The sequence below is a fragment of the Terrabacter sp. 2RAF25 genome (assembly GCF_052115265.1).
Classification (GTDB): domain Bacteria; phylum Actinomycetota; class Actinomycetes; order Actinomycetales; family Dermatophilaceae; genus Terrabacter.
Genome location: NZ_JBFRGJ010000081.1, coordinates 1 through 360, shown reverse-complemented (window position 1 = coordinate 360; position 360 = coordinate 1). Strand labels below are relative to the sequence as shown.

1 protein-coding gene is annotated in these 360 nt (G+C 65.8%); it reads left to right on the top strand.

The window, feature by feature from the left end:
• Positions 1-195, top strand: a 195-nt coding sequence (locus AB4091_RS22045; RefSeq protein ID WP_442295081.1) for a hypothetical protein, incomplete at its 5' end; no start/stop codon positions are given.
• Positions 196-360 lie beyond the last annotated feature (165 nt).

Here is a 360-nt window from a genome sequence, read left to right as displayed (position 1 = left end):
GGGCTGGTGCGCAAGTCGGGGCATGGACAGGACCGCCGGCTGGTGGCGCTGGAACTGACGAACCAGGGGCAGGCGCTGATGGACCGGCTTGCCGTTGTGGCGCAGGACTTCCAGGCCAGGCTGATGGCGGAACTGGGCGAGGACGCCCCGGCCTTCCTGTCGGCGCTCGACCGGCTGCGCCGCGAGCCAGCCTAACAGGCTGCTGAAAAACTCCGCGCGGCCCACATCAGGTCCATCAGAACGGAAAAAACGTCCAGAGGTGCGCGAAAGCTTCGATCTCGCGGCGCATATCAGCATCGTGTCGGGAAATCTTCCTCGGCGAGCCGGCGCGTGCAGGCTTTTTCAGCAGCCTGCTAAGGC